The 23,590-nt window shown below is 71.3% G+C and carries 20 protein-coding genes and 1 tRNA gene; 8 read left to right on the top strand and 13 right to left on the bottom strand.

Features of this window, described 5'->3' with window-relative positions; translation table 11 throughout:
• Positions 1 to 37: 37 nt before the first annotated feature.
• Together ACFWEJ_RS12665 and ACFWEJ_RS12660 are read right to left on the bottom strand one after the other, a co-directional pair.
• Positions 38 to 631, bottom strand: a complete 594-nt coding sequence (locus tag ACFWEJ_RS12665; RefSeq protein ID WP_377229555.1) for a GDSL-type esterase/lipase family protein — start codon at positions 629 to 631, stop codon at positions 38 to 40.
• Positions 632 to 773: 142 nt separating this feature from the next.
• Positions 774 to 1,712 carry an aldose 1-epimerase family protein gene (locus tag ACFWEJ_RS12660; RefSeq protein ID WP_377229554.1) on the bottom strand — a complete coding sequence of 313 codons (939 nt, stop codon included), beginning with the start codon at positions 1,710 to 1,712 and terminating at the stop codon, positions 774 to 776.
• 172 nt (positions 1,713 to 1,884) lie between these two features.
• On the opposite strand from ACFWEJ_RS12660, the gene ACFWEJ_RS12655 reads away from it, so the two are divergent.
• The gene (locus tag ACFWEJ_RS12655; protein ID WP_377229552.1) at positions 1,885 to 2,880 is read left to right on the top strand and encodes an aldo/keto reductase; all 996 of its coding nucleotides are present in this window, start codon (positions 1,885 to 1,887) and stop codon (positions 2,878 to 2,880) included.
• Between the two features lie 19 nt (positions 2,881 to 2,899).
• Here ACFWEJ_RS12655 and ACFWEJ_RS12650 read toward each other — a convergent pair whose 3' ends face one another.
• The 4 genes from ACFWEJ_RS12650 to ACFWEJ_RS12635 all read right to left on the bottom strand — a co-directional run bounded on the left by ACFWEJ_RS12650 (position 2,900) and on the right by ACFWEJ_RS12635 (position 9,891).
• Positions 2,900 to 3,610 carry a VOC family protein gene (locus ACFWEJ_RS12650; protein ID WP_377229551.1) on the bottom strand — a complete coding sequence of 237 codons (711 nt, stop codon included), beginning with the start codon at positions 3,608 to 3,610 and terminating at the stop codon, positions 2,900 to 2,902.
• An 81-nt stretch (positions 3,611 to 3,691) separates the two neighbouring features.
• Entirely contained in the window at positions 3,692 to 7,516 is a 3,825-nt protein-coding gene (locus ACFWEJ_RS12645) for a multifunctional oxoglutarate decarboxylase/oxoglutarate dehydrogenase thiamine pyrophosphate-binding subunit/dihydrolipoyllysine-residue succinyltransferase subunit (RefSeq protein WP_377229550.1), read from the bottom strand.
• A gap of 352 nt (positions 7,517 to 7,868) precedes the next feature.
• On the bottom strand, positions 7,869 to 9,101 hold the full coding sequence (locus ACFWEJ_RS12640) for a sensor histidine kinase (RefSeq protein WP_377229549.1): 1,233 nt from the start codon (positions 9,099 to 9,101) through the stop codon (positions 7,869 to 7,871).
• 16 nt (positions 9,102 to 9,117) lie between these two features.
• Positions 9,118 to 9,891 carry a response regulator transcription factor gene (locus ACFWEJ_RS12635; RefSeq protein ID WP_377229548.1) on the bottom strand — a complete coding sequence of 258 codons (774 nt, stop codon included), beginning with the start codon at positions 9,889 to 9,891 and terminating at the stop codon, positions 9,118 to 9,120.
• Between the two features lie 173 nt (positions 9,892 to 10,064).
• Here ACFWEJ_RS12635 and ACFWEJ_RS12630 point away from each other — a divergent pair, with 173 nt between their 5' ends.
• From ACFWEJ_RS12630 to ACFWEJ_RS12620, 3 genes are all read left to right on the top strand, one after another.
• On the top strand, positions 10,065 to 11,546 hold the full coding sequence (locus ACFWEJ_RS12630) for a hemolysin family protein (RefSeq protein ID WP_377229547.1): 1,482 nt from the start codon (positions 10,065 to 10,067) through the stop codon (positions 11,544 to 11,546).
• Positions 11,543 to 12,589 carry a hemolysin family protein gene (locus ACFWEJ_RS12625; RefSeq protein ID WP_377229546.1) on the top strand — a complete coding sequence of 349 codons (1,047 nt, stop codon included), beginning with the start codon at positions 11,543 to 11,545 and terminating at the stop codon, positions 12,587 to 12,589. The genes ACFWEJ_RS12630 and ACFWEJ_RS12625 overlap by 4 nt, the downstream gene beginning before the upstream one ends.
• Before the next feature lie 127 nt (positions 12,590 to 12,716).
• The gene (locus ACFWEJ_RS12620) at positions 12,717 to 13,580 is read left to right on the top strand and encodes a M15 family metallopeptidase (RefSeq protein WP_377229545.1); all 864 of its coding nucleotides are present in this window, start codon (positions 12,717 to 12,719) and stop codon (positions 13,578 to 13,580) included.
• A gap of 22 nt (positions 13,581 to 13,602) precedes the next feature.
• Here the strand turns inward: ACFWEJ_RS12620 and ACFWEJ_RS12615 are convergent, their stop codons facing one another.
• From ACFWEJ_RS12615 to ACFWEJ_RS12595, 5 genes are all read right to left on the bottom strand, one after another.
• A complete protein-coding gene (locus ACFWEJ_RS12615) occupies positions 13,603 to 14,268 on the bottom strand; it encodes a CYTH domain-containing protein (protein WP_377229544.1) in 666 nt (221 codons plus the stop codon).
• Between the two features lie 54 nt (positions 14,269 to 14,322).
• Positions 14,323 to 14,883 carry an STM3941 family protein gene (locus ACFWEJ_RS12610; RefSeq protein WP_377229543.1) on the bottom strand — a complete coding sequence of 187 codons (561 nt, stop codon included), beginning with the start codon at positions 14,881 to 14,883 and terminating at the stop codon, positions 14,323 to 14,325.
• A 40-nt stretch (positions 14,884 to 14,923) separates the two neighbouring features.
• Positions 14,924 to 15,736, bottom strand: coding sequence for a TSUP family transporter (locus ACFWEJ_RS12605; protein ID WP_377229542.1), 813 nt, complete (start codon positions 15,734 to 15,736; stop codon positions 14,924 to 14,926).
• Between the two features lie 129 nt (positions 15,737 to 15,865).
• Positions 15,866 to 16,870, bottom strand: a complete 1,005-nt coding sequence (locus ACFWEJ_RS12600) for a TerC/Alx family metal homeostasis membrane protein (RefSeq protein ID WP_377229553.1) — start codon at positions 16,868 to 16,870, stop codon at positions 15,866 to 15,868.
• A gap of 277 nt (positions 16,871 to 17,147) precedes the next feature.
• The gene (locus ACFWEJ_RS12595) at positions 17,148 to 17,714 is read right to left on the bottom strand and encodes a TetR family transcriptional regulator (protein ID WP_377229541.1); all 567 of its coding nucleotides are present in this window, start codon (positions 17,712 to 17,714) and stop codon (positions 17,148 to 17,150) included.
• Between the two features lie 105 nt (positions 17,715 to 17,819).
• On the opposite strand from ACFWEJ_RS12595, the gene ACFWEJ_RS12590 reads away from it, so the two are divergent.
• Both ACFWEJ_RS12590 and ACFWEJ_RS12585 read left to right on the top strand, forming a co-directional pair.
• Positions 17,820 to 19,268 (top strand): MFS transporter, encoded by a 1,449-nt coding sequence (locus tag ACFWEJ_RS12590; protein ID WP_377229540.1) that lies wholly within the window; start codon positions 17,820 to 17,822, stop codon positions 19,266 to 19,268.
• 38 nt (positions 19,269 to 19,306) lie between these two features.
• Entirely contained in the window at positions 19,307 to 20,143 is an 837-nt protein-coding gene (locus ACFWEJ_RS12585) for an SDR family NAD(P)-dependent oxidoreductase (protein WP_377229539.1), read from the top strand.
• A 42-nt stretch (positions 20,144 to 20,185) separates the two neighbouring features.
• Here ACFWEJ_RS12585 and ACFWEJ_RS12580 read toward each other — a convergent pair whose 3' ends face one another.
• Together ACFWEJ_RS12580 and ACFWEJ_RS12575 are read right to left on the bottom strand one after the other, a co-directional pair.
• Entirely contained in the window at positions 20,186 to 20,788 is a 603-nt protein-coding gene (locus tag ACFWEJ_RS12580) for a hypothetical protein (RefSeq protein WP_377229538.1), read from the bottom strand.
• A 203-nt stretch (positions 20,789 to 20,991) separates the two neighbouring features.
• Positions 20,992 to 21,067, bottom strand: a tRNA-Arg gene (locus tag ACFWEJ_RS12575).
• 268 nt (positions 21,068 to 21,335) lie between these two features.
• Between ACFWEJ_RS12575 and ACFWEJ_RS12570 the strand changes: the two genes are divergently transcribed.
• Both ACFWEJ_RS12570 and ACFWEJ_RS12565 read left to right on the top strand, forming a co-directional pair.
• Positions 21,336 to 21,929, top strand: coding sequence for a SigE family RNA polymerase sigma factor (locus ACFWEJ_RS12570; RefSeq protein WP_377229537.1), 594 nt, complete (start codon positions 21,336 to 21,338; stop codon positions 21,927 to 21,929).
• Positions 21,929 to 23,554, top strand: a complete 1,626-nt coding sequence (locus ACFWEJ_RS12565; protein WP_377229536.1) for a hypothetical protein — start codon at positions 21,929 to 21,931, stop codon at positions 23,552 to 23,554. The genes ACFWEJ_RS12570 and ACFWEJ_RS12565 overlap by 1 nt, the downstream gene beginning before the upstream one ends.
• The last annotated feature ends 36 nt before the right edge of the window (positions 23,555 to 23,590 follow it).

Raw genomic sequence — 23,590 nt, 5'->3', positions numbered from 1 at the left:
TCACCTTGGTGACCCGGGCTTCCGTGCTCTTTGTCGCCTAGGCGACCTCGTCCTGAGGCAAGCCCAGCCAGCTGTGCCAGCCCGTGTGCAGCACCAGCCACGCCATGAGGCCGTACCCGGCCTGGCCGGGGTAGGTGCCGCCACCCTGCGCGAGGTCGGCCAGCCACTGCTCGTGCTGCGCCAGCGGCGTGTAGGTGTCGACGTACGGCACCCGGCGCCGGCTGGCGACGTCGGCGAACGCGTCGGAGAGCTCCGCGATCCGGTCGCCCTCCGCGGGCGCGCCGGGCGGCGGCCCGACGACGAACGCCGCCGTGCGGTTCGCGTCCGCGACGTCGAGGATGTTCGCCAGGTTCAGCCGCGAGCGCGCGACCGTGAGCCCCGCGGCGACGTCATGCCGCCCCAGGGCCACGACCAGGCGGTTCTCGACCTCGGAGTCCGGGCCGAACCGCGCAGCGGTCTCGGCCTCCCAGCGGGCACCGAGCTGCGTGCTGTTCTCACCGGGGACGGCGAGCGTGAAGAGCATGGCGGTCCGGGAAAAGTGGGTACGCGCGACGACACGGCCGGTCCAGCCGAGCGCACGGGCGTCTCCGACACCCGTGGCCAGCTCGTCACCGACGACGCAGATGCGCACCTCGCGATCCTGCAACGGACTCTCCTTGCCTGTTCCCGGCAGCCTGGCGGACGGCCGGTTCCCCATTGTGGTGCACGGAGCGCGGCCGATCGGTGACAACGCGCCGACGGCCGCGCGCCGCGTCGCGGCAACGCGGAGATCCTCAGAGCAGGGTCATCCCCCAGCGGACGCCGTGGTGCGCGCCCGGGGCGAGGTGCACGAGCCGCTCGCCGGTGCGGAAGGCGTCCGCGGCGCAGCTCATCGGCTCGGCGGCGAGGCCCATCCGCCGGCGGCCCGGCTCGATGTGGTCGCCCGTGCAGACCTGCCAGACGTCCTGCGACTCGTCCATCCAGACCGCGGCCGTCTTCCCGTCCGGGCCGGTCAGGTGGGCCCAGGACAGGCCCTTCTCGTCGCGGATCACGTCAACGTAGGCGTCGTCGAGGTCCACGCCGGCGGCGCTGCGCGCCTCGCGCAGGTCGAACATGCCCGACGCCGGCTCGGTGCCGGTCGGCAGCAGCCGCTCGTCGGTCGTGACGCGGGTCAGGGCGTCCAGCCGCAGCGTGCACTCGTCCAGGTCGGCGCCGCCCGTGGACAGCCACGGGTGGAACCCGCAGCCGTACGGCGCGGTGTCGGCGCCCACGTTGGTGACGTCGAGGGTGATCTCCAGGCCGGCGTCGGACAGGGAGTAGCGCATCTGCGCCACGAGCTGGAACGGGTAGCCCGGTCGCGCCACGAGCTCGAGCTCGAGCGTGACGGCGGAGCCCGTGTGCTCCACCACGGACCAGCGGTCGAACGCCGCCAGGCCGTGCAGCGCGGTGTTGCGCGCCGGCTCGGTCACGGGGAGCTGGTGGCTCACGCCGCCGTACTCGTAGGCGCCGTCCCGCAGGCGGTTGGGCCACGGGATGAGGACCGCGCAGTTGAACACGGGGTTGATCTCGTCGGCGCCGAACGGCACCACGACATCACGGCCGTCCACCGAGTACTCTCGCAGCGCCGCACCCACCTGGGTGACGGTGGCGCGATGGCCCGCGTGGCTGATGCGGAACTGGTCCCCGGAAGGATGGGGCCTTGCGGCAGCAACCGGAGGAATTTCTGTCGTCACACTCACACCGTAACCGTAGGGCAATTTTCGCCTGCGCCACGTAGCGTGAGACAGCAGACTAGAGAGCAGGCTAGACGGTCGGGCCCCACACAGCACGCGGGGCCCCTGACGAACTGGACCCGACGGCGGGTCCGCGCGGGCAGCTCAGCCCGCCCCAGCAGTAGGAGGAACCATGGAACAGCAGGTACTCGGACGGACTGGTCGGCTCGTATCGGCCGTGGGCCTGGGCACCTGGCAGCTCGGCGCCGACTGGGGAGAGGTCAGCGAGAGCGACGCCCATGCCGTTCTCGAGGCCTCGCTCGAGGCCGGGGTGACCTTCTTCGACACCGCGGACGTCTACGGCGACGGCCGCAGCGAGCAGGTGATCGGCGGGTTCCTCAAGGAGCACCCCGAGGCCGGGATCACCGTGGCCACGAAGATGGGCCGGCGCATGGACCAGGTGCCGGAGAACTACGTGCTGGAGCACTTCCGCGAGTGGACCGACCGCTCCCGGCAGAACCTCGGCGTCGACCGCCTGGACCTGGTGCAGCTGCACTGCCCGCCCACGGCCGTCTACTCCACGGACGCCGTGTACGACGCGCTCGACGAGCTCGTGTCCGACGGCGTGATCGCGGCGTACGGCGTGAGCGTCGAGAAGACCACGGAGGCCCTGGAGGCCATCGCGCGTCCGAATGTCGCCTCCGTGCAGATCATCCTCAACGCGTTCCGGCTCAAGCCGCTCGAGGAGGTGCTGCCCGCGGCGTCCGCGGCGGGCGTCGGCATCATCGCGCGCGTGCCGCTCGCCTCCGGGCTGCTCTCCGGCAAGTACACCAAGGACACGGTGTTCGCGGAGAACGACCACCGCAGCTTCAACCGGGACGGCGCAGCCTTCGACGTCGGCGAGACGTTCTCGGGCGTGCCCTACGAGGTGGGTCTCGAGGCGGCGGCGCGGTTCACCGAGCTGTCCCGCGACATCCTGGGCGACAGCCTCACGCCGGCCCAGGCCGCCATCGCCTGGGTGTGGCAGCAGCCGGGCGTCTCGTCCGTGATCCCGGGCGCGCGCAACGTCGAGCAGGCCCGGGCCAACGCGGCCGCCGGCCACGCCGAGACGCTGGGCCCGCTGTTCACGTCGGGCGTGCGGGAGATCTACGACGAGCTGATCAAGGAGCACGTCCACGACAAGTGGTGAGGCTCCCGCCCGGACCGGATCAGCCCTGGTCCGGGCGGAACACGCAGAACTCGTTGCCCTCGGGGTCGGCCAGCACGTCCCAGAAGACGTGCGGGTCAGGTGAGTCCTCGCGGCTGGTGAGCAGTGTCGCCCCGGCCGCGAGGAACCGATCCGTGTCGCCCCAGACATCCCAGTGGATCCGGTTCTTGACGGTCTTCGGCTCGGGCACCGGGATGAAGAGCATGAGCCACGGCAGCCCGGCGCCCGGCTCCAGCCGGTACCACGGCCGGTCGGCGAACCGCACGGGCCGCACGCCCAGCCGCTCGCCCCACCAGGCACTTGCCGCCGCGGCGTCCGCGCAGTCCACGACCAGGGCGTAGAGGCGGTAGCGGCCCACCGATGGCCCCTGGTCCGGGAACGCGCAGAGCTCGCCGCCCTCCGGGTCGCGCAGCACCGTCCAGTGGTCCTGCTCGATGTCCGCGTACTCCGCGGCGGGCACCGCGCCCAGCCGGGTCAGCTCGTCGACCGTGGCGTGCAGGTCCAGGTGCACCCGGTGCTTCACGGAGCGCGGCTCGGGGACCTGGTTGATCCAGATGGTGTGCTCCGGGACGTCGTCCTCGAGCACGAGGTCCGCGGCGGAGTCGTCGCCGGCCGGTCTTGACCGCAGGCCCAGGGCCGCCGACCAGAAAGCGCCGAGCGTCGGTCCGTCGGTCGCGTCGATGACCAGGTCCTTGACGGCTGCGTCTGCCATGCCGCCAGCCTAGGGTGCGCCGGTCCGGGCGTGAGAAAGGCGGGCGCCCCCAGGGGGACGCCCGCCTTGCTCAGGATGCGGTCAGCCGCGGGTGAAGGCCTGCTCCAGCAGGGTCTTCTGCTGGGCCTGGTGCAGCTTCGCCGTACCGGCCGCCGTCGAGGCGGACGCCGGGCGGGAGACCACCTTGACGTACGGCACGTCCAGCGGCAGCGCCAGGTGGATGAAGCCCCACGCGCCCTGGTTCTGCGGCTCGTCCTGGACCCAGACCACCTCGGCGTCGCCGTACTTGGCGAGCTCCGCGCGGATCTGCGCCTCCGGGAACGGGTAGAGCTGCTCCAGGCGGACGATGGCCACGCCCTCGTCGCCGCGCTTGGTGCGCTCGGCGAGCAGGTCGTAGTACACGCGGCCGGTGCACAGGAGCACGCGGTCGACCTTGGCGGTGTCCGCCGTCGCGTCCGGGATGACCTCCTGGAACGTGCCCGAGGTGAAGTCCTCCACCGCGGACGCCGCCGCCTTGAGGCGGAGCAGCTGCTTGGGCGTGAACACCACCAGCGGACGGCGCGGCCGGGCGTAGGCCTGACGGCGCAGCAGGTGGAAGTACGACGCTGGCGTGGACGGCTGCGCGATCGTGATGTTGTCCTCGGCGCCGAGCTGCAGGAACCGCTCGATGCGGGCCGACGAGTGGTCGGGTCCCTGGCCCTCGTACCCGTGCGGCAGCAGCATGACCACCGACGACGACTGGCCCCACTTCTGCTCGGCGGACGAGATGAACTCGTCGATCACCGTCTGGGCGCCGTTGACGAAGTCGCCGAACTGCGCCTCCCAGAGCACCAGGGCGTCCGGGCGCTCCACCGAGTAGCCGTACTCGAAGCCGAGTGCCGCGTACTCCGACAGCGAGGAGTCGTAGACCCAGAACTTGGCCTGGTCGCCCGACAGGTACAGCAGCGGGGTCCACTCGGCGCCGGTCTCCCGGTCGTGGAGCACCGCGTGCCGCTGCACGAACGTGCCGCGCCGCGAGTCCTGGCCGGCGAGGCGCACCGGGGTGCCCTCGGCGAGCAGCGTGCCGAAGGCCGCGAGCTCGCCGAAGCCCCAGTCGATGCCGCCTTCCTTGGCCATGAGCTGGCGCTTCTCCAGCAGCTGGGCCAGCTTCGGGTGGACCGTGAAGCCCTCCGGCGGCGTGACGTGCGCGTCGCCGACCCGCTGCAGCGCGTCGTGCGAGATAGCGGTCTGCCAGCCGACCATCGTGCCGGCGTCCTCGCGCTGCGACTCCGGGCGCTCCAGGCCCGCGAGGTGCTCCGTCTCCGGGGCGGGCGTGAAGCCGGACTTGGTCTCGGTGAAGACCCGCTCGAGCTGCGACTGGTAGTCCTGCAGCGCGTGCTCGGCCTCCTCGACGGTGATGTCACCGCGCGCGACCAGGTTCTCGGTGTACAGCTTGCGCACCGAGCGCTTGGTCTCGATGAGGTTGTACATGAGCGGCTGCGTCATCGACGGGTCGTCGCCCTCGTTGTGCCCGCGGCGGCGGTAGCAGATGAGGTCGATGATGACGTCCTGGCCGAACTGCTCGCGGAAGGCGAAGGCGAGCTCCGCCGTGCGGACGACGGCCTCGGGGTCGTCACCGTTCACGTGCATGACGGGGACCTGGTAGCCCTTGGCGACGTCGGTCGCGTAGGTGGTCGACCGCGACGCCGTCGGGCCGGTGGTGAAGCCCACCTGGTTGTTGACGACGACGTGGATGGTGCCGCCGGTGCGGTACCCGCGCAGCTGCGACAGGTTCAGCACCTCGGGGACCACGCCCTGGCCGGCGAAGGCCGCGTCGCCGTGCACCAGGATCGGCAGCACGGAGAACCCGTCGCCGCCGAGGTCGATGCGGTCCTGCTTGGCGCGGACGATGCCCTCGAGCACCGGGTCCACCGCCTCCAGGTGCGACGGGTTGGCCGCGAGGTAGACGCGCGTGGTGGCGCCCGACTCGGAGGTGAACGTGCCCTCGGTGCCGAGGTGGTACTTCACGTCGCCGGAGCCCTGGACGCTCTTGGGGTCGAGCTGGCCCTCGAACTCCTTGAAGATCTGGCCGTAGCTCTTGCCCGCGATGTTCGCCAGGACGTTGAGGCGGCCGCGGTGGGCCATGCCGATGCCGACCTCGTCGAGGCCGCCCTCGGCGGCGCGCGACAGGATCGCGTCGAGCAGCGGGATCAGGGACTCGCCGCCCTCCAGCGAGAAGCGCTTCTGCCCCACGAACTTGGTCTGCAGGAACGTCTCGAACGCCTCGGCGGAGTTCAGGCGGCGCAGGATGCGCAGCTGGTCCTCGCGCGGCGTCTTGGCGTAGCCGGCCTCCAGGCGCTCCTGGAGCCACTTGCGCTGACCCGGGTCGGCGATGTGCATGTACTCGATGCCGATGGTGCGGCAGTACGAGTCGCGCAGCAGGCCGAGGATGTCGCGCAGCGTCGCCTTCGGCTTGGGGCCGAAGCCCGCCGTCGGGAACGTGCGGTCCAGGTCCCACAGCGTCAGGCCGTGGGTCTGGATGTCCAGGTCCGGGTGCTTGCGCTGGCGGTAGGCCAGCGGGTCGGTGTCGGCCATGAGGTGGCCGCGCGAGCGGTACGCCTGCACGACCTCGGCGATCTTGGCCGGCTTGGCGGCCTCGACGTCGGCGTCGACCGTGTTGTCGCGCACCCAGCGGACGGGCTCGTACGGGACGCGCAGCGCCGCGAAGACGCGGTCGTAGAAGCCGTCCAGGCCGAGCAGCTTGTTCGAGATGATCTTCAGGAACTCGCCGGACTGGGCGCCCTGGATGATGCGGTGGTCGTAGGTCGACGTGACCGTCATGACCTTCGAGATGCCCATCCGGGCGAGCTGCTCCTCGGACGCGCCGGCGAACTCCGCCGGGTAGTCCATGGCGCCGACGCCGATGATCGTGCCCTGCCCCTGCATGAGGCGCGGCACCGAGTGCACGGTGCCGATGCCGCCGGGGTTGGTCAGCGAGATCGTGGTGCCCTGGAAGTCCGGCACGGCGAGCTTGTTGCCGCGGGCCTTGCGGACGAGCTCCTCGTAGGCCGCCCAGAACTCGGCGAAGTCGAGCTCCTCGGCCTTCTTGATGCTGGGCACCAGGAGCTGGCGCGAGCCGTCCGGCTTGGCCAGGTCGATCGCGAGGCCGAAGCCCACGTGCGCGGGCTGGTTCACGCCCGGCTTGCCGTCGACCGGCTCGTAGTGCGCGTTCATGACGGGCATGTCGGCCAGCGCCTCGACCAGCGCGAAGCCGATGAGGTGCGTGAACGAGATCTTGCCGCCGCGTCCGCGCTTGAGGTGGTTGTTGATGACGATGCGGTTGTCGACCATCAGCTTCGCGGGCACGGCGCGCACCGAGGTGGCGGTGGGGACCTCCAGCGAGGCCTCCATGTTCGTGACCACGCGCGCGGCGGGGCCGCGCAGCTTCTGGATGTCGTCGACGGCGTCCGGGTGCGCCACGGGGCGCTCGAACGTGTCCGCGTAGTGCGTGGTGGGCGGGGTGGCGATCGGGCTGGCCGGGTTGACCTTCGGGTCGGCCGGCAGGGCCTTCTCACGCACCTGCTGCTCGGCCTCGGCGGCGGCGGTGCCGCCGGTCACCGGGCCGGCGCTCTGCGCGGGTGCCTCGGGCGCGGGCGTCGCGGCGGGCGCGGCAGCCGGGGCGGACGCCGCGGGTGCGGCCGTAGGCGCTGCGGTCGGTGTCGGGGAGGCCGGGGCAGGCGCCTGGGCGCCGTCCTTGGTGGAACCGTTCTCGCCCGGCGTGTAGTCGGCGAAGAAGTCCCACCACGCGGGGTCCACCGCGTTCTTGTCCTTCAGGTACTGCTGGTAGAGCTCGTCCACAAGCCATTCGTTGGCTCCGAATGACGAGCTCGCCACGCTGATCGACTCTGAACCAGCCTTAGGGGACACGCGCGGATCGCCCACCTTCACCACAGTTGCGTTCGTCGCGCGCCGCACAGGGGTCACAGCGCGCACAGCCCGAATGGTTTTCGGACCCTCCAAGGGTAGGCCCTCTGCGCTCCGCGGGGGGCGTGATCCCGCGGGTGTTGCGGGCGGGTCCGGTGCCAAAGAAGTCGGTTCGTCATGTTTCTCGCACCCAGAGCAAACGCAGGGCAACATTCGGCCTCGAAGTCCCCAACGTGGTGTTACGGGGTTTCGCCCGGCACGGACAATCTTTGGCGTCTGTGACAGAAATCACGGGACTCCGTCTCACGTTCTGGCCCCGCGCAGCCCTAGGCTGCTGGGTTTCTCGACGCCCGGTTCAGACCGAGTGCGTCGTCGTGACACCCGGCGCCGGGTGGGCCCGCGCGGGGAGCGTGACGCGCATCGTCGCGCCCCGGTCGGAGTCGACCACCTCGACCTGCCCGCCGTGCAGCTCGACCGCCCAGCGGACGATCGCGAGGCCGATGCCGGTGCCGCCGCTCGACCCGACGGTGCCCGACCCGAGCGTTCCGCCGCCGCCCATCGTGTCGACCAGGGACTCGTCGACGGTGCCGGCCCGGCCCTTGTCGCCCCGGTTCCGGCCGCCCCGTCGGCTGACGCCCCGGCCGCCGCCGTCGCGCCCCGCGTCCCCGCGCTGCGCGCCGGTCGACCCGGTGCCGCGGACGAACCGCTGGAAGATCCGCTCGCGGTCCGCGGCGGCGATGCCGGGCCCCTCGTCGCTCACCTCCAGCACGATGTCCGACCCCTCCGTGCCGTCCACGGGGTATGCGTCGAGCCGCACGACACCGCCCTGCGGCGAGTGCCGGATGGCGTTCTGCAGCAGGTTGATGACCACCTGGTGCAGGCGTTCGGCGTCGCCCTCGATGATCAGGTCCTCGGGGGTGACGTCCACGACGTAGTGCAGGTCCTTGGCGGCGTCGACCATCTGGAGGTCCTCGGCGCAGTGCTCCAGGAAGTCGCCCACGGCGATCTGGCCGATGTTCAGGGCCGAGGCGCCCGCCTCGATCCGGGAGAGGTCCAGCAGGTAGGTGACGAGCCGGGTGAGCCGCTCGGTCTGGGCGTGCGCCTGCTCCAGCGCGGCCGGGGTGGGCTCGACCACGCCGTCGACCATGTTCTCGAGCTGCGCCTGGAGTGCGGCGACGGGCGTGCGCAGCTCGTGCGACACGTTCGCGATGAGGTCGCGGCGGGTCTGCTCCACCGAGGCCAGGTCCTCCGCCATCCGGTTGAAGGCGTGCGCGAGCTGACCCACCTCGTCGCTGCTCGTCGCGCGCACCCGGCGGGAGTAGTCGCCGTCGGCCATGGCCTGGACGGCCTCGGTGATCTCCCGCAGGGGCGACGTCATGCCCCGGGCCAGGATCTGGGTGACCAGCAGCGACAGGATGATCGCCAGGGGGAACGTGCGGCTCGGCCCCAGGGACGCCTGGAGGCCGAGCCAGGTGATGAGCACCGCGGCCGTCACGGTGGCCGCGACGAGCACGCCGAGCTTGATCTTGAGCGAGCGCAGGGGGTCGAGCGGGCGCACGTCGGGGACGCGGGGCACGTGCGGTCTCATCGGAAGGACACCTGCGCTACTGGTTCGCGGGCGGCTCGAACGCGTAGCCGACGCCGTGGACGGTCCGGATCAGGTCCGGCCCGAGCTTGCGCCGCAGCGCCTTGATGTGGGAGTCGACGGTGCGGGTGCCGCTGGCGTCGGCCCAGTCCCAGACCTCGGCGAGCAGGCGCTCGCGCGTGAGCACGGTCTTGGGGGAGCCGGCGAGCATGACGAGCAGCTCGAACTCCGTGGGGGTCAGGTGCACTTCCTCGCCCCCGCGGTAGACGCGGCGCTGGGCGCGGTCCACCGTCACGTCGCCCATCGTCATGGGCGGGTCCGCGGGCGTGGTCGCGGCGGCCTGCGCCGCGCGGTCCACCCGTCGCAGCAGCGCCTTGATCCGGGCCACCAGCTCGCGCATGGAGAACGGCTTGGTCATGTAGTCGTCGGCGCCCACGCCGAGACCGACCAGCATGTCGGTCTCGTCGTCGCGCGCGGTGAGCATGAGGATCGGGGTGGGGTGCTCCGCCTGGATGCGCCGCGTGACCTCGAGCCCGTCGATGCCCGGGAGCATCACGTCGAGCACCACGAGGTCGGGGCGCAGCCGGGAGGCTGCGTCGACGCCGGACAGGCCGTCGCGCGCGACCTCGACACGCCAGCCCTCGGCGGACAACCGCTGGGCGATCGCGGTGGCGATCGTGGGCTCGTCCTCCACCACGAGGACGGTCGCGCTCTGCTGACCGGTCGAGGTGGTGGCCGGCGCCGCGCCGGGCTGCTGCGGGGCCCCAGACGGCTGGGGAGTACCAGATGACATAGGTCAATCATGCCCGTACCTGCCTGATAAGACACTGAAGCCAGCCTGAGAGTCGGACCCCGAGGCGCTCCACGCCCTGTTCCCGCTACGATCTATCGCACGATGATCGAGCGATATCCAGACCGAGAACCCTGGACGAATCAGGCCCCCTGCAGTGCCCCCCGGAGGGCGAGATGACCGGCGACTGGATCATGGTCGCCGTCGGCGTTCTCCTCACGGCCGGTACTGCCGTCTTCGTGGCCGGGGAGTTCTCCCTCGTCACCATCGACCCCGCCGTGATCGGCGACTCCGACGACTCGGAGGGAGACAGACCCGGCGGGTCCCGGTCTGCCTCCTCGTCCGATCCGGGCCACGGTGCCCGGGCCGGTTCCGGGGCCCAGCCCGCCTTCGGGCACGGCATGCGGGACCGGAGCGTGCGCACCGCGCTGCGCCACCTCTCCACCGAGCTGAGCTCGGCCCAGGTCGGCATCACGCTGACCACCATCCTGCTCGGCTACACGGCCCAGCCGGCGCTGAACTCCCTGATCTCGTCCGCCCTCGGGTCCACCCCCGTGCCGACGGCGGTCTCCGCCGGCCTCGCGGGCGTCCTGGCCCTCATCCTGGTGAACGCGTTCTCCATGGTCTGCGGCGAGCTGATCCCCAAGAACTTCGCGCTGTCGGCGCCGCTGGCCACCGCGCGCGTCGTGGTGCCGGTCCAGCGCGTGTTCACCATCACGTTCAAGCCGCTGATCGCGGTGCTCAACGGTTCGGCCAACGCGCTGCTGCGCCGCCTCGGCGTCGAGCCCCGCGAGGAGCTGTCCGGGGCGCGCTCCGCGTCCGAGCTCGCCTCGCTGGTGCGCCGGTCCGCCGAGGAGGGCACGCTCCAGGAGTCGGTGGCGACCCTGCTGACCAACTCGATCGAGCTGGACACCCTCAGCGCGCGCGACGTCATGACCGACCGCCTGCGCATGTCCGTCGTGGACCGGGACGCGACGGCTGAGGACGTCGTCGCGCTCGCCCGCCGCACGGGGCACTCGCGGTTCCCCGTGATCGGGGAGGACCGCGACGACATCGTCGGCCTGGTGCACCTGCGCCGCGCCGTCGGCGTGCCGCACGACCGGCGGGCCGAGGTGCCCGCTGCCGCCCTCATGGTGGACGCGCCCCGCGTCCCGGAGACGGTGCGCCTCGGGCCCCTGCTCGTGGAGCTGCGCGGGTTCGGGCTGCAGATGGCCGTGGTCGTGGACGAGTACGGCGGCACGTCCGGCGTCGTGACGCTGGAGGACGTCGTCGAGGAGCTGGTGGGCGACGTCGCCGACGAGCACGACCCCAGGCGTGCCGGCGCCGCCCGCGCCGCCGACGGGTCGTGGATCGTGCCGGGCGTGCTCCGGCCCGACGAGCTCGACGAGTACACCGGCATCGACGTCCCGGAGGGCGCCGCGTACGAGACGCTCGGCGGCCTGGTGATGGCCGAGCTGGGCCGCGTCCCCGTCGTGGGTGACGAGGTCGTGGTGGGGCAGCCCGGCCCGCAGGGCCTGCACGCCCGCGTCACCCTGCGCGTCGAGGCCATGGACGGCCGGCGTGTCGAGCGCCTGCGGGTCCGCCCGCTGCCCGACGACGTCCCGCCCGACGGCGCCGGTCTCGACCGGACCGGTTCCGGGAAGGGGGCGAACCGATGAGCACCACCACCGCACTCGTCGTCGGCCTCGTGCTGCTCGCGGGGAACGCGTTCTTCGTGGGCGCCGAGTTCGCCGTCATCTCCGCGCGCCGCAGCGCCATCGAGCCGCTCGCCGCGGCCGGTGACCGGCGTGCCGTCACCGTGCTGTGGGCCATGGAGCACGTGTCGCTCATGCTGGCCTGCGCACAGCTCGGCGTGACCGTCTGCTCCACCGGGCTGGGCATCGTGGCGGAGCCCGCCATCGCGCACCTCCTGGAGGGGCCGCTGCACGCCCTGGGCGTGAGCGAGGACCTCACGCACCCGATCGCGCTGGTCGTCGCGCTGTCGCTGGTCGTGTACCTGCACGTCGTGCTCGGCGAGATGGTGCCCAAGAACCTGGCGGTCTCCGGGCCGGACCGGGCGGTCATGTGGTTCGGGCCGCCGCTGGTGCTGCTCGGCCGGGCGCTCCGCCCCGTCATCGTCGGCCTGAACTGGATCGCGAACCACGCGGTGCGGCTCGCCGGCGTCGAGCCCAAGGACGAGGTCGCGTCGGCGTTCACCGCCGAGGAGGTCCAGTCCATCGTGGAGCACTCCCAGGCGGAGGGCGTGCTGCGCGACGAGCAGGGCCTGCTGACGGGTGCCATCGAGTTCTCCAACCGCACCGCGCGCGACGTCATGGTGCCGGTCGACGGCCTGGTGGCCGTGGACGAGACCAGCACGCCGGACGAAGTCGAGCGGCTCGTCTCGAAGCACGGCTTCAGCCGGTTCCCCGTCGTGACGCACCGGGAGGACGGCGACGAGCTCGTCGGCTACCTGCACCTCAAGGACGTCCTGTACGCCACCGGGCCCGCCCGGTTCGAGCCGGTCGCCGTCTGGCGCGTCCGTGCCCTGGCGGCCGTCGCGCCCGACGACGAGGTCGAGGACGCGCTGCGCGTGATGCAGCGCTCGGGCTCGCACCTGGCGCGGGTCGAGGGACCGGACGGCGAGGTGCTCGGCGTGGTGTTCCTCGAGGACATCCTCGAGGAGCTCGTGGGCGAGGTGCGCGACGCGATGCAGCGCCGCTGAGGGCGGCGCGGGCGCCTGTCCACAGCCCGGCCACGGGTCGGGCTTGGCAGCCGGCCCGACCCAGGTTAATGTCACGTGCACATAACGGAACGCGAGGGGGCCGCGGACACATGACGACGGAGGACGAGTGGAGTCCACGGCTGTGACGAGTGCGCCCGTGCTGATGACGCGCCGCGAGCGGCGCGAGGCGGAGCTGCACACGCAGGCGATGCGCAAGGTGACGTCGTTCGACCGGCTGGTCACCGGAGCTGTCCCCAAGGCACCCCGGCCCACGTCGTCGGTCCCCGCCGGGCAGCGGCTCATCTCCCGGGCCGCCGTGGTCGGCACCCTCGCCGCCGCGACCATCGCGGCGCCGTTCGCGCAGGCGGTCGACACGCCGGGCGAGTCGCCGTTCGACGTCGAGGCGCCGCCCACCGGCCCGTCGGTGCTCGACCTGGTGACGCAGCCCGTGGAGCGGCCGGAGACCTCGGGCTCCGTCGTCCGCGCCGAGGCCCTCACCCGGCCCGACTCGGCCGCCAGCCGCTCGCTGGACCGCAGCCCCCTGCCGAACTGCGACGTCAACGCATCCGTGGACGGGACGAACGGCGGGCTCGCCGACCACTCGCTGTGCGAGCTGTGGCAGCCGGGGGAGTACCTCCGGCCCGACGCCGCGATGTCGCTCAGCGCGCTCAACGAGGCGTTCCGGGCTTCGTTCGGCCGCGAGCTCTGCCTCGTGGCGAGCTACCGCGACCTGAGCACGCAGTACGAGCTCAAGGCCTCCCGCGGCTACTTCGCCGCCTCCCCGGGCACGTCCATGCACGGCTGGGGCCTGGCGATCGACCTCTGCTCCAAGGAGACGGGCGACAGCGACGTCTACTCGTGGCTGTGGGCCAACGCGCCGGCGTACGGCTGGCAGAACCCGTCGTGGGCACAGCTCGGCGGCAGCAAGTACGAGCCGTGGCACTGGGAGTTCGTGACCGGCGTCGTCGAGAAGGGCGAGTGGCGGGGCTGACGGTGCCCTGGCGGCCTCTCGCTCAGAGGCGCAGGTGCGTGTTGGGCCCGAAGTCCTGCCGGAAGGTCGGACCCTGCTCCGCGAGCTCCGCGGCGAACGACGGCGCCCACGCGCTGTAGGGCTCCATGGCCAGCGACTCGTTGGAGAACCGCCGGTCGTCGGTGATCTCCGTGACGCAGAAGTCCGGGATCTGCAGGCCGGTGACGGGGCCGGAGCGCTCGCACTCGGCCACCACCAGCGGGTGGTTGGCCCCGCCGAAGACGTCGATCGACCAGCCGTCCGCGCCGAGCCACGCCGCGTAGCGGACCTTGACGATCGGTGCACCGCCGCGGCGGAGCAGCTCCACGCCGACGCGCGGGTCGAGCTCGCGCTCCGCCTCGTAGCGGGTGCCCCCGACCGCCGGTCCCTTGACGGTGACGGCGGCGAAGTCGATGTCCGCGACGTGCGCGCGGAGCAGCTCGGCCGGATCGGTCTCGGCGGTCATGTCGGCGTCGACGTCGCCCGCCTGGACGCGGACGCGGAGGGCGTAACCGTCGTCGGCCAGGAAGTAGGACTGGACGATCAGGGCCGGCGCGTCCCTGAGCTCGGCCGGCAGGTCGCGCACGAAGAACCGCCGCTCGAACTCGAAGTCGGCGTACCCCTGGTCGGGGTCGTCAGCGGCCGGCTCGTCGAAGAGGTCGTCGCTCATGAGAGGTCCTTCGCCATGCTCGGCAGATGATTCCCGGCGGATGATCCCAGAAGTCTACGCAACCGGCTTCGCGTGGGGCGCACGGCCGGCGACGAACCCGGTCAGCGCCGCGGAGAGCTCCTCGGGGCGGGTCGCGATGCTCCCGGGCTTGAGGACCACGGGGGTGCCGACCACCAGAGAGTTCACCGAGGCGGCGATGCGCCGGACGAAGGTGCGCTGGCGGACGACGACGGCGCGCGGGTCGGCGACGTCGACGGCGAGCACCCGCCGGAAGGCCAGCCGGGCCTCGCGGACGCCGGTCACCTCCGACCAGAGCACCTGCTCGACGCCGAGGTTGGGCAGCCAGTCGGTGAGGCCCTCGTCGTCGAGGGTGAGCACGGGCCACGCGGGCAGCAGCAGACGGCGCACCACGATGAGGCCGAGGCCGGTGAACACCAGCACGCCGATCGCGCTCACGGAGACGACGGTCAGCGCGGCCGGTGAGCCGCTGGTCTGCGCGGCGTCGAAGCCGAGGCGGGTCGCGATCGCGCAGAGCACCACCAGGGCGAGCGTGGCGAGGGCGAGCGTGACGACGTGCGCTCGGGACGGGTAGAAGTCGACGGATTCGTCGGGCATATCCGGACACTAGCGGCCGCGGGGGCGGATCGGTAGCCCGTCAGGTGAGCAGCAGCCGGGCGCCGGCCGCCGCCGTCGCGACCAGCACGAAGGTGCTGAACACGGGGCCGGAGATGCGGTGCGCCACGAGCCTGCCGAGCAGGAGCCCCGCGACCATGCCCGGGAGCAGCACCAGCGAGACGTGCAGCGACGCGGGGGAGACGAGCCCGAGCCCGGCGCTGAACGGCAGCTTGGCCACGTTCACCGTGAGGAAGAACAGCGCGACCGTGCCGAGCAGGCCGGCGCGCGAGATCCCGGTCCGTAGCAGGTAGAGGCTCATGGGCGGGCCGCCGGCGTTCGCGATCATGGTCGAGACCCCGGCCGTGGCGCCGAGCGCCGCGCGGGCGAGCCGGTCGCGGGGACGGGTTCCGCCGGGTGCGGCGTCGCCGTCGGGCACGGGGGTATCGGCCTGCGGTGGTGGACGACGGCGCGCGCGGCGCGCGGCGAGCTGCCGGACCAGGTCGCCGAGCCCGGCGAGGAGGAGCAGCGCCCCGACGATCCGGGCGCTGACGTCGGGCGGGGCCCAGCGCAGGGCCGCGAAGCCGACGATCAGCCCGAGCGTGACGCTCGGGAGGAGGGCCCGCAGGACGTGCCAGCGGACGTTCCGGCCGTAGGCGCTGACGGCGACCAGGTCGCCCACGATGAGCAGGGGCAGCGCGACCCCGGCCGCCTGGACCGGCGGGAGGACCGAGGCGATGAGCGCGGCACCGAGCGCGCCCAGCGGCGGCAGCCCGGTCTTGGACAGGCCCATGAGGAGCGCGGCGATCGTGCCGCCGACGACGACGGGGATCGTGAGGTCCAGTGCGCTGTCCATGACGGGCTGGACTCTACGGCGGAACGGTTGCGGCCCGCTGTGGCCGCCCGTCTCGCGGGACCCTCCCCGATGTGTCAGACGTACAGGCCCTCCGAGGGGCCTGTACGTCTGACACGAGGGCTGGTCGGGTCAGTGCGTTCCGGGTTCGGCCTTCTCGGCGTCGCCGGCCTTCTCGACGTCGGCCTTCTCGCTCTCGGCCTTTTCGGCGTCGTCGTTGCGCGTCGCGTGGAGGCTGGTGAAGGTGACGACGACGAGCACGCCGATGATCACGCCGAGCGAGGCAAGGGTCGGGATCTCCGGCACGCCGGCCCAGATGCCGTGGGCCCAGTGCAGCACGAGCTTGACGCCGATGAAGGCGAGGATCGTCGCGAGGCCGTAGCCGAGGTGCACCAGCTTGCTCAGGGCGCCCTGGAGCACGAAGTACAGGGCGCGCAGGCCGAGCAGGGCGAAGGCGTTCGTCGCGAACACGAGGTACGGGTCGCTGGTGATGCCGTAGACGGCGGGCACCGAGTCGACGGCGAAGACGACGTCGGCGGCGAAGATCGCGACGACCACGACCGCCAGGGGCGTGAGCATCCGCTTGCCGCCCTCACGCACCGAGAGCGCGGGGCCGCGGTACTCGTCCGTGACGGGCATGAAGCGGCGGATCACCTTGACCGACCGCAGCTCGGAGATGTTGATCTCGTGGTCGTCGCCCTTGACCTGGTCGCGGAGGATCTTGACGGCCGTGGCCAGCAGGATCGCGCCGAAGAGCAGGAAGGCCCAGCTCAGGTTGGCCAGGACGGCCGCGCCGAGCGCGATGAAGACGCCGCGGAGCACCAGCGCTCCGACGATGCCGAGCAGGAGCACGCGCTGCTGCAGGGCCTTGGGCACCGCGAACGCGCTGAGCAGCAGCATGAACACGAAGAGGTTGTCGACGGACAGCGACTTCTCGACGAGGTACCCGGTCAGGTACTGCACGCCGGTCGACGATCCGAAGGTGGCCCAGATCCAGCCGCCGAACGCGAGCGGAAGGGCGATGTAGAAGGCGCTCCAGCCCAGGGCCTCGCGCATCGATACTTCGTGCGGGCGCCGGGTGATGAGGAAGTCGACGACCACGAGGGCGAGGACGGCGACGATGGTGACGGCCCACATCGTGGGGGTGGCCACCGTGGTCAGGCCGGAGGCAGGGGCAGCAGAACTCGTCAGCGAGGCGAGCAAGGAGTCTCCAAAGATAGGTCGGCTCCGAGGTCTCCTTCGCCTTGCTGAGCAAGGCCGCCGCCCGAGGCGCTGGTAGCAGCGCCGTAATGACCGGGACGGTGTTGGGAAGTACTCCCCCCGCGCGGCACACTGTACGGCATCTGTCCGGCCTGTGCCTATGGCCGCCGGCCCCCGAGGCGGCGCGGTGGGCGGGCGGGAACCGGGCCCGACCTCAGTGGTTGTCCCCCTGGACGAGGCGGCGCACGCTCTCGACGACGACCTCGCGCCGGCGGTCGCGACGCGGCTGCCGCACCATCGCGAGCTCCGGGGTGTGCAGGTGCCAGCTCATCATGAGCGCTCGAACCTCGGTGAGCAGCTCGAGGGGTGTGTAGGAGTCCGTCAGCACGCCCGCGTCCTGGGCTTCCTTGATCGCGGTCAGCTTGGCGGTGTTGGACGCCTTGATCGCCTCGAGCTGCCCCTCGGGCCGCTCCAGCTGGTACCAGGTGGTGAGCCGTAGCGTCGTCGGGTTCGCCTCGTAGAGGTCGAAACCGCGGCCCGCGTAGGCGGGGAGGTCGGTCGCGTCGAAGACGACCTGGTCCACGAACGTGAGCACGCGCTGCGCGAAGACGGCGTCGAACAGCTCGTCCTTGCTGCCGAAGTGCTTGTAGATGAGTGCCTTGTTCGCCGGGGCGTTCTCGGCGATGCGGTCGACCCGTGCGCCGGCGATGCCGTACGCGGCGAACTCGGCCTCCGCGGCGTCAAGGATGCGGGTTCGGGTCGCGTCGGAGTCTCTGACCATGCGGCCCATTCTAGTGAGTAACTAGTTAGTTGCAAACTCGCCCGAGTGGTGCTTCACTTGAGGTAACGAACTTGTTAGTTACTTCCAGATCGGAGAGCAGCTCCCATGTCCACCTCATCCATCCCGGCAGGTTCGGGCGCGAGCCGCCGGGGCATCGTCCTGGCGGTCATCCTCGGCTGCCAGCTCATGATGACGCTCGACGCCTCGATCGTGACCACGGCGCTGCCGCACATCCAGCAGGAGCTCGGCTTCACCGACTCGGCGCTCTCGTGGATCCAGAACAGCTACGTCCTCGTGTTCGGTGGTCTGCTGCTCCTGGGTGCCCGCGCCGGGGACCTGTTCGGTCGCCGGCGCGTGTTCGTCGCCGGGGTCGTCGTCTTCACCCTCGCCTCGCTCCTCGCCGGCGTCGCGCCGACGGCGGAGCTGCTGATCGCGGCGCGCGCGGTGCAGGGCGTGGCCTCTGCGTTCGCGATCCCGGCCACGCTCGCGCTGCTGGTCTCCAGCTTCCCGGCTCCCGAGGAACGCGCCCGCGCCATCGCGGTCTACAGCGCCGTCATCGGTGCCGGCGCAAGCGTCGGCATCATCGTCGGCGGGATCTTCACCCAGTTCTGGTCCTGGCGCTGGGGTCTGCTGATCAACGTGCCGATCGGTGCGCTCGTCGTCGCGCTCGCGCCCCGCGTGCTGCCCGAGGGCGAGCGTCAGCCCGGCCGGATCGACGTCCCTGGTGCGCTCACGATCACCCTCGGCATGTCCGCCCTGGTCTACGGCCTGGTCGAGGCGGCCGAGGCGGGCTGGTCCAGTCCGCTCACGATCGTCCCGCTCGCCGCGGCACTCGTGCTCGTCGTCGCCTTCGTGCTCGTCGAGCGCCGGGCGGCCCAGCCGATCGTCCCGCTGCGGCTCTTCGCCAGCGTGCAGCGGTCCGGAGCGTACGTGGGCCGCATTCTCATCGTCGGCGCGATGTTCTCGATGTTCTACTTCCTGTCCCAGTACCTGCAGAACGTGCTGGGCCTCAGCCCGCTGGAGACCGGCTTCGCGTACATCCCGATCACCGCGATGTTCTTCGCGATGGTGTACGTCGTCCGCTTTCTCGGCGAGCGGATGAACAAGTCCGTCCTGCTGGTCGCCTCGCTCGTGCTCGCGACCGTCGGGATGGCGTGGCTGAGCCGTCTCGACTCCACCACCCCGTACTTCCCGCAGATCGTGCTCCCGCTGCTCGTCCTCGGTGTGGGCCAGGGCATCGCGATCATCCTGTTCACCGAGCTCGGCATGGCCGGCGTGCACCAGTCCGACGCCGGCGCGGCCTCCGGCCTCGTCAACACGGCCCACCAGATCGGCGGCTCGGTCGGGCTCGCGATCCTGACCGTGATCTTCGCCTCGGCCGTCGGCCACGAGACGGACCCGGACCCGGTCGCCCAGGCGCAGGGCTACGCCGCGGTGTTCCAGGTCTCCACGCTCTTCTACGTGGGTGCCGTCGTCGTCGCCGTCGCGATCCTGGTCGCGAACCGCCGCTCCCGGCGGGCGGCCGCGCTGCTCGACGACCCTGCCGCCGCCTGAGCCCCCCACCTACCCCGCACCTACCGAAGGGAACCATCATGTCCACCTGGATCATCACCGGCGCGGCTACCGGACTCGGCCGCCTGCTCGCCGAGCACGTCCTTGCCGAGGGGCACCGCGTGGCGGCCGCCGCGCTCGACGTCGACCCCTTGCGCGACCTGGCCGGGCGCTACCCGGACACCCTGCTCCCGGTCACGGCTGACGTGACCGACGCCGATGCCCGTGCGCGGTTGGTCGAGGCGACCCGACAGCAGTTCGGGCGGATCGACGTGCTCGTCAACAACGCGGGGATCGACTTCATCGGCGCGGTCGAGGAGCAGGACGAGGCCGACTACCGCGCGGTGTTCGAGGTGAACTTCTTCGCAGCGGTGGGGATGATGCGCGCCGTCCTGCCGACGCTCCGCGAACAGCGCGGCGGCACCATCGTCAACGTCTCCTCGATGGACGGTATCGCCAGCCTCCCGGTGAACGGCTACTACTCGGCGAGCAAGTTCGCGCTGGAGGGCATCACCGACGCGCTGGCCGGCGAGGTGGCACATCTCGGCATCACCACGCTGCTGGTCGAGCCCGGTTCGATCCGGACCGGGATCATCGGCCGGACCAGGGTGTCCGGCGCGCGGATCGCGGACTACGAGCCCGCCGTGCGCCCGTTCCTGGACGCGGTGGCCCTGCCGGACGCGGCCACGCTGCTCTTCCCCGGGGACGCCGCGGCGTCCGCCGCGGCCGTCTACGCCGAGGTCACCGCGCCCCACCCGCGGCGCCGGCTGATCCTCGGCAGCGACGCGCTGGCGAACGTAGCGCGAGCGGTCGACCTGCTCCAGGAGGACGTCGCCGCCAACGCCTCGACGGCTGGGAACGTCGACTATCCCGTCTGAGCGGCCCGGCCGGGGGCTCCGTACGAGTGTCGGGCGTTCGCGTCAGTTGTCCCACAGGCGGGCGGCTTCTTCTCTGGTCAATTCTTGCTGGAGTTCGTCCACTTTGATCTGCGCGCGCCGAACGTCTTCAAGCGCTCTTATGTAGTCGTGGTCGGGAGAAGGCGTATCCGGCCCCTGGCTGGTGCGATCGGCCGCATCCTCGGAATACCACTGTCGGGACTTGTGGAACCTGCTGCTCGCCGTGGAATATCCCGCCTCCTTCAGGATCGTGGCCAGCGAGCGCGTGACCGTCTTCTCGAAGACCGAGTTGGTCAACGGCCGAACGACCCCGTAGGCGCCGCCAGTGGCCGCTTGCCTGTTGTGCGGGTCGGTCAGCACAGAGCGAAGCGAACCCGGCAGCGAGGTCCGGACATCCTGAACCAGGGCGTCGACACGGGCATGAAGGCCTGCGACGCCGGGTTTGCCGAGCTTCACGGAGAGGTCGGCCTGGTTCACTACATACAACCTTGCCTGAGCCAAGGTCCAAGCGGCGGCGGTGGCTGTGGCTTCAGTGATCCACGCATCTCGCGGTGCGTCGAGTGCATCGATCGCCGCTTCAACTGTTTTCTCTGCCAGGCGGAGGTCTTCAGCGGTATTTGTGGTCATGAAATTCAACGTACCCGCAGCCGGCGCCGCACGTGTGTTGTGTCGAGCGCCTGCGGCCGACTTCGCTCAAGCGGGTCGGGTGCCACCGTGAGGCCGCTGGCTCACATGTTCGACATGGCACGGCTACCCCGAGCAGCAGAGGCCCATCCGGGTGACGAAAACAGACCGTGGCTGCGTAGTAGCAGCTCACGGTCTGTTTTCTATGGTGCGCCTGAAGGGATTCGAACCCCCGACCTTCTGCTCCGGAGGCAGACGCTCTATCCACTGAGCTACAGGCGCGAGATGGCTGTTCGGGGAGGCGATGCTCTCCTAACGGCCGAAGCGAGACTACCAGGTGAGCGGCCCGGAGCGTGCATCGGGCGGTGTGACCCGCGTTGCCGCGCGGCCCGGGGGAGCATGCCACGTGAAACCCCGTTGCGGGTAGGAGAGATGCAGATCGCCCGGCAACCTTCTGGCGACCGCGTGCGTCTGTGTGCCGTGAATCTTCGAAGTGCTCGAGACCTGAGGCGTACGGACGGGTACGCGGACGACGAACGAGGTGGTGGACATGGTGAGTGACGACGCGGCGGTCCTCGACGACCCCCGTGCCAGGGTGGTGACCACGGGTACGGCGGCAGAGCGTTTCACGGCGTTCGCCAGGGAGCGCTCGCCCGAGCTGTCCCGGATCGCCTACCTGCTGTGCGGCGACACGCACCGAGCCGCCGACCTGGTGCAGCTTGCGCTGGAACGGACCTACCGGGCCTGGAGCCGGGTGGGTGACGGCGACCCGTTCGCCTACGCCCGCCGGGTGATCGCCACGGCCCGGATCGACAGCTGGCGGCGGACCCGGCGCGACGTCCTGGTGGCACCGGCCGACCTGCGCCCGGGCGCCGCGTCGGACGGCACGCAGCACGTCGTCGACCGCGACGCGCTGGTGCGGGCGCTCCGACAGCTCCCCGCAGGACAACGCCGTGTCGTCGTCCTGCGCTACCTGCTGGACCGTACGGAGAAGCAGACGGCGGAGGACCTCGGGATCTCCGTCGGTGCCGTGAAGTCGGGCGCGTCCCGCGGCCTCGACCGGCTGCGTGCGGTCCTCGGCACGGACCAGTCGGCGGCCGTCCAGGCCGTCGAACGGAACACCTCGCGAAAGGAGGCGCAGTGATGAAGGAGCAGAGCGACACCCTGGTGACCCTGATCCACGACGCGGCGGGCCAGGTCGGGCCTGTGGCCGGGATCGACGGCGAGATGATGGCCCGGCGGGCGATCCGCCACGAGCGCACCCGCCGCGGGGTGATCGGCGGCGCCGTCGCCGCCGCGCTGGTGGTCCTGGGCGCGGCGGGGGTGGCCTGGTTCACCGAGCGGCCGGCGCTTCCGGCGTTCCTGCCGTGGGTACAGGCCTCGTCCGAGGTCCGCTCGGACGGCCTGGTCTTCGAGGTGCCGGACGGCTTCGAGGAGTTCAACCCCGTCGGCGACCCGATGTGGGGAGCCGATCCGGTGGTCCCGGACGACGACGACATGGAGGAGGTCGCTCATGCGGCCTCGTGGGTCGCCGTGGCACCCACGGAGGACGCGCCGCTCGCCGGCGAGCAGGCCGGAAACCAGGTGACCGAGGTCGACGTCCCCGGAGCCGTCGCCGCGCGCTGGTCCTGGTACGAGCCGCAGTACGGTTCCGGCACGGGCTACTGGCAGCAAGGGCCGGGAGACGGCGACTTCGTCGGCGAGCTGGATGTCGAGCTCGACTCCGGGACGGTGGTCCGCGTGACCATGAGCCTGACGGACGACGACACACCGCAGGACACCTTTGAGCAGCTTGTTCGCACGGTCCGCGTGGAAAAGGCCTCCGCGGAGCCGGAGGATTCGACGTCGACCGGCCAGGAGGACCTGCCGCTCCTCGAGTCCGCAGACGCGCCCGAGAGCTGGGAGCGAGACGAGTTCCATGGCCTGACCTATGCGGCGCCCGAGGACTGGGCGGCGGCCGACGGGGCCAGCGCGGAGCACCCGTCCGACACGCTGCTGCTACGACGGCCGGATGGCAAGGCGGAGCTGCAGCTCGCCGTGGTGGACCGGCTGGAGTACCTCGAACTGAACGACGAAGCCGGTCCCCTGCCGGACTTCTACGGCTTTGAGCTGGAGGGCGCAGACGTGTCGACCGTGCTGGTCGAGCAGTCCGACGGCGAGTACCGGGCCTACATCGACGTGCGTGCCACCGGTGGCAGCAGCTACACGGTCAACCTCTTCGGGTTCGACGGCGCCACCGGCCTCGACGACGACCTCGCCGCGGTGCTCGGCAGCCTCGGCTTCACCGAGGCGTCCGGGGACGGCGCCCCTGCCTACGACGAGCTCGATCCCGCGGGTCCGCTGCTGCAGGACCCACCGTCGGACTGGGAACCCGCCACGTTCGAGGGTCTCGACCTGACACTGCCGCGGGAGCTGAAGAGCCCGGAAGGGTCGTGGGGGATCTGGAGCAGCGATTCCGAGGACTCCTGGGAGGAGCTGGCGATCACCCTCTGGGACGTCGAGGGATACGACCAGCCCATCCACCTCGCCGACTACGGGTATCGGTACGAGCCGTCCGGTACGACGCGCGGGGTCGTGACCCTCGGGACCGACACCGACTCAGTCGAGACCGAGACCGGCGAGCCTGGCTTCCTGGGGACCGCCACCTTCCACCTGACGGCGGATGGGCGCAAGGCGGTCGAGCTCCGGTACGAGGGCTCAGGGGCGACCGAGGAACGGTGGTGGCAGATCCTCGCATCGCTGGACGCCGCAGGCTTCGCCTCGCCCTGACCTGCGTCCGACGCCGGCCTGTGCACCCGGGTGCAC

The organism is Promicromonospora sp. NPDC060204 (genome assembly GCF_042728455.1).
Classification (GTDB): Bacteria; Actinomycetota; Actinomycetes; order Actinomycetales; family Cellulomonadaceae; genus Promicromonospora.
Note: the sequence above shows the minus strand (reverse complement) of the source record. Positions and strands in the feature narration are given on the sequence as shown.